The following is a 4,672-nucleotide window of genomic DNA, read 5'->3' on the forward strand; positions in this document are numbered from 1 at the left end:
TGATGTATTTATTTCTTGAAAAGGGTGTTTTGTAGTAAAATACTGATATTTAGTAGTATAACTTAAATATTGTTGTTGTAAAATATATTAAAACAGTCTTAATTTATTAACTTTGTAAATGATTTTAAATGTAAGCGGGATGAAAAAAAGAGTATTGTTAATTTTTGTTATTTTAAGCTCCATAATAATCAATGGACAAGTAGGGATTGGAACGGTAACGCCTCAAGGAATATTAGATATTAGTTCTAATACAAGTGGTTTGGTACCTCCAAGAGTGCAACTAACAGCATCAAATAGTGAAGCACCCGTATTAAATCCGCAAGGAGGCTCAATTGCAGAAGGGACAATTGTTTATAATACTGTAACTGCTGGTATAGCTCCTAATGATGTGGTGTCTGGTTTTTATTATTGGAATGGAACGAAATGGTTACTTTTAACGAATCAAAGCACAACTACTCCAACGAATTGGAGTATTTTGGGGAATGGTAATACTAATCCAAACACGAATTTTATAGGTACAACAAATGCAAATGACTTTGTAACAAGGACCAATAATATTGAAAGATTAAGAGTCACAAGTACAGGTAATTTAGGAATAGGAACTTCTTCGCCTACTTCTACGTTAGATGTAAATGGGAGTTTACGAATTCGTAACATTCCTGTTACTACAAGTTCAACTCAAATACTTACGAGTGATGCTAACGGAAATATAGGAACATTTAATACGCATCTTCTTTCAGATGTAGATGGGATTGTGGCTTTAAATCCTGTTAGTTATTCAATAGCATCTCCCGGTATCGTTAATAATTTGAATTTAGGGTTGTCTACCAGTGTTAGCCTTCCAGCAAATAAAAACTGTATAATTATTATAAACTATTCCGTTCCTGTAGGTATTTCTAATTTTCCTAAAGAAGAAGTGATAGGGTATTATGGTATTCGATTTTTAAAGAATGGGACTGAAGCAGAAGCAGGGTCTAGGAAATCAACTATTGTAAATAATTATGAAGCACCACCATCGACTGGTTCTACTGCAAATATGTCAACGATTACAAATACATATATCGAAAAATTCACTACAGGAGCATCTCCAGTAAATATTACTTATTCTCTTAATGGTTATATAGAATATTATTCGTACTTTAATTCAAATTTTCTTTTTAATATGTGGTCTTCATCTCCTCCCAATTATAACTGGGGAAGAGCAACCATTACAAAGCAAGTCTATATATTATGATGATTTTTGAAATTTAACCCAGATTATGCGTTATACTTTGTGATCAAGATGAAAAGGGCAAAGAAGATAAAATACGACATGGAAATTTTTTACCGAAGTTGTAGTTTTACTACATTTAGGACAAAAAAAATGCTTTTTTATATTAAAAAAGCATTTTATCTCTAATGAATTTTTAATGCGTAATCTGGGTTTAAAATAGATTAAGAATTTTTTTCTAATAAATAAGATGTCTAAAAAGTAGTAACTTAATATATAGTTTGTCTCTTCTACGACAAGGGAAATCACATGTTAGTATTATGTGATTTCATTTTGTTTATTCATTTCCTTAAACTTCTTTTAGACGAAAGGATAGTATTTCCGACCTTTAATAACAGCCAGTTTCGGTCTAATTAGGATCGTTTAATTTGAATTATACCATTTAAGCTTAAAATATACTGGATTAAAAAGTAAAGTTCTCAATACGTTTTTTTTAAACAACTCGAACAAACGGTTGAGTGTATAATTGAAATAATCGTTCGTTCGAGCGCGAAGCGCATCGAGAACCAACACTAATTTTTATTGCTTTTGTAAGATAGTGTCTAAATCAATATACAGTTTGTCACCCCGACATAAGGAGGAGTCTCATAATCAATAGTATGTGATTTCTCCCTTTGATCGAAAAGATTGTGAACTTTTTAGACAGTTTCAAGGTTAAAAAAATAGTATTATGAGGAAATTTCAAAGTTTAAATGGTATAAATAAACTACAGATGCCCTTTTTGTACCTTCTTTCAATAATATAATCAGGGATATATGACCTCCTTCTTTTACCCTTGTTTTTACTTTCTCTTTTGCTAATTCTGTTGTTTTTAACCAAAAGAACAACAAAGTTCTCATTCGGTGAAGCATAATTCTACCCGCCTCAAAAGCTACTTTTTCAGGTTGAAAAGGGGAGAGCCCTTTCGCAATTTCATCTGTATTTACAAATTCTTTACAATCTAAAATTTCAGGTAAAATGGTAAAAGAGGCTGTGGTTTTTCCAGCACCATTACAACCCGAAATGATATATAGATTTTTTTTCGTCATCTACAAAAATCTAATGAAATTTTTATGAAGTAATGTTATACCCTTAATATCTTCTCCATCACTTTGCCCTTTGCTAACTCATAAATAAGTTTATCGAGATAACGAATTTGTCGCATCAATTTATCCTCGATTTCCTCCAATTGTATTGGATGATAACCCGTTGACCAACAAATAATCGTATCGACTTCGGCTTGGGTACGACCTTTTTTCTCAGCTTTAGCGATGTAATGCGGATAAACGGAAGCGAAAGACATTTTGAAGATGCGGTGGGGTTGCATTTTGATCTATTTTAGTAGATATTTTGATTACTATAGCTAAACAAATTTTAAAAATGAAAAATTAATTATCATATCAAAATTTTCTAAACAGACAAATTTCTTTTAATGTTTCAATTTGTTTATTGTGTAAATTCTCTAAGTCTTTTTTATCAATTTTAATTCTTATTTGACCATATCGATCATACGGATGTGCTTCTGATTTTTGATTTCTTTTTGAATTAATTTCAATCCAATATCTATTAGATTTTGGAAAATCTTCATTTATGATTTGAGAGTCTAGATTTACTCCAAATTCTTTAGAAGGTTTTTTTATGTTTAATCGTTCACATATTTTGTCAAAGCATAAATTATTAAAATTGTTTAAGTTTAAAATGGCAATTGAAGGTTCATTAAACCTGAATTTTTCATATCCAAAAAGTGATTCGTTTAGTTCGTTATAAATTATATCATCATTCCAAATATTTTTATTAAAAAAAGTTTCTGGATTAGTTATATTATAAATGTTTTTTAAAGTTTGTGAGATATAATCTTCAATGTTACCTCCTTTAATTTTTTTGACATACGTATTGTAGTCACAATTGAGATCAATGCTTAAAAATACACTTAAATTACGAATAGATAAATACAATCCTTGTAAAGCCAATAAATCGTTTTTGTTTTTTAATAATCTAATAGTAAAGAGTTTTTTGTAAGTAGGGTCTGAAGAAGAAATAAACTTATAATCATTTATCTTTCTTTCGATGAAATAATTGCCGCCATTTTCAACTAAAAGTAATTCAAATAATTCATTTTTTTTATTGTGATATAGCCAATCAATCATATAATATCTCACAAGCCAATTTCTATTTCCTTTAGAAATATATTTTTCAAATATACTTTCATTAAATTCAATCTTTGGAAACCATTTAAATATCAATGCAGTTAAATGATGAAATAATATATCTTCATCTAATAAAACAGAATTTAGGAAAGATTTGACTTCTTGCGAATCATTATAATGCTTTTGTAAATAATATAAAATTCCTTCGAATTGCGTAAACAAAAGTTCATAATTTGAGATAATCTTTTCTTTAATTTCATCATCTTTATTAAGTTTGAAAAGAGAAAATCCTATTATTGTTTTGTCTAAATATTCTTCAGACCTTTTTAAATCATCTTCCTCGAAGCATTCTAAAAACCTTTTTTTTAATTGGCGATGGGTTTTAGATTTAAGACTTTTTATTGGTTTTCCATCTGTTTCTTTTAAATATTCTTTATTTATTTCTGAAAACTTATTATTTTGAACTTTAAGTTCTTTTTTGATGTCATCAATTTTCTTAATAGATATTTTATTTCCTTGAGGAATTAATCCTAAATCTCTAGATATTAAGTCTAAGGCAGCAATTGCTTTTCTTGAAATTTTTTTGTCTCGACTAAAAATTCTTATATCATCTACATATCTCAAATATTTTATTTCCAGTTTTCCTTTAGTTGTTATTTCATCATCTAGATAGATTAAATATAAATCTGCAAAAAAGGCAGAAGCTAATGGACCTTGAGGTATTCCGTGTTTTGAAATAAATGTTCGATGATTAAAATCACCTGTCCAAGTTTCTAAGCAATTTTCTAATAGATTAATTATTGATTCGTCAATCCCGTAATTTTTTTTTAAAATTTGAAATAGTATATTATGGTCAATTGTATCGAAAAAAGAAGCAATGTCAAATTCAGATAAATAAACATAGCCATCATTGAAATACTTTATTGAACGATCACTAAAATTCTTCCAACTTTTTTTCCAAGGTTGAAAAAAAAACATTTTATCTGTTTCATTGGAATTTGTAGGATTTACTATATTTCCAAAAATTGTCTTCCCATATAGAGGTGCAATCTTATCAAAAGAAAAATCTACAATAATGTTTGCTATTGCTTGATAAATTAGAAGATCAGTAAATTTAAGCATTGAAAGAGGTCTTACTAATTCATTTTTTTTAGGAATAAATATTTTATGAGCCTGTTCAGCTTTGTAAGTCTTATTTCTTAATTGATCAGTTAAATTTTGAATATTCGAATTCAAAAAAGTTTCAAAAATCTTTAAATCTGGATAATATATACTC

Annotated in this window: 3 protein-coding genes and 2 pseudogenes; 1 reads left to right on the forward strand and 4 read right to left on the reverse strand. The window is 28.3% G+C overall.

Features of this window, described 5'->3' with window-relative positions; genetic code table 11:
- Nucleotides 1-139: 139 nt before the first annotated feature.
- Nucleotides 140-1,234, forward strand: coding sequence for a hypothetical protein (locus B0A78_RS11910; RefSeq protein WP_123906685.1), 1,095 nt, complete (start codon nucleotides 140-142; stop codon nucleotides 1,232-1,234).
- A 735-nt stretch (nucleotides 1,235-1,969) separates the two neighbouring features.
- Here B0A78_RS11910 and B0A78_RS15100 read toward each other — a convergent pair.
- The 4 genes and pseudogenes from B0A78_RS15100 to B0A78_RS11925 all read right to left on the reverse strand — a co-directional run.
- Nucleotides 1,970-2,106, reverse strand: a pseudogene (locus tag B0A78_RS15100) (zeta toxin); the annotation flags it as partial.
- Nucleotides 2,107-2,109: 3 nt separating this feature from the next.
- Nucleotides 2,110-2,298, reverse strand: a pseudogene (locus B0A78_RS15105) (hypothetical protein); the annotation flags it as partial.
- Between the two features lie 35 nt (nucleotides 2,299-2,333).
- Nucleotides 2,334-2,576, reverse strand: coding sequence for a DUF2200 family protein (locus tag B0A78_RS11920; protein WP_097609700.1), 243 nt, complete (start codon nucleotides 2,574-2,576; stop codon nucleotides 2,334-2,336).
- Nucleotides 2,577-2,649: 73 nt separating this feature from the next.
- The coding region (locus B0A78_RS11925; protein WP_097609701.1) for a reverse transcriptase domain-containing protein at nucleotides 2,650-4,672 on the reverse strand (2,023 nt) is incomplete at its 5' end.

The sequence above is a fragment of the Flavobacterium columnare NBRC 100251 = ATCC 23463 genome (assembly GCF_002530675.1).
GTDB classification, from domain to species: domain Bacteria; phylum Bacteroidota; class Bacteroidia; order Flavobacteriales; family Flavobacteriaceae; genus Flavobacterium; species Flavobacterium columnare.

Coding starts and splice junctions, on each gene's coding strand:
- B0A78_RS11920 (WP_097609700.1), bottom strand. CDS start 2,576: ATGCAACCCCACCGCATCTTCAAAATGTCTTTCGCTTCCGTTTATCCG.
- B0A78_RS11910 (WP_123906685.1), top strand. CDS start 140: ATGAAAAAAAGAGTATTGTTAATTTTTGTTATTTTAAGCTCCATAATA.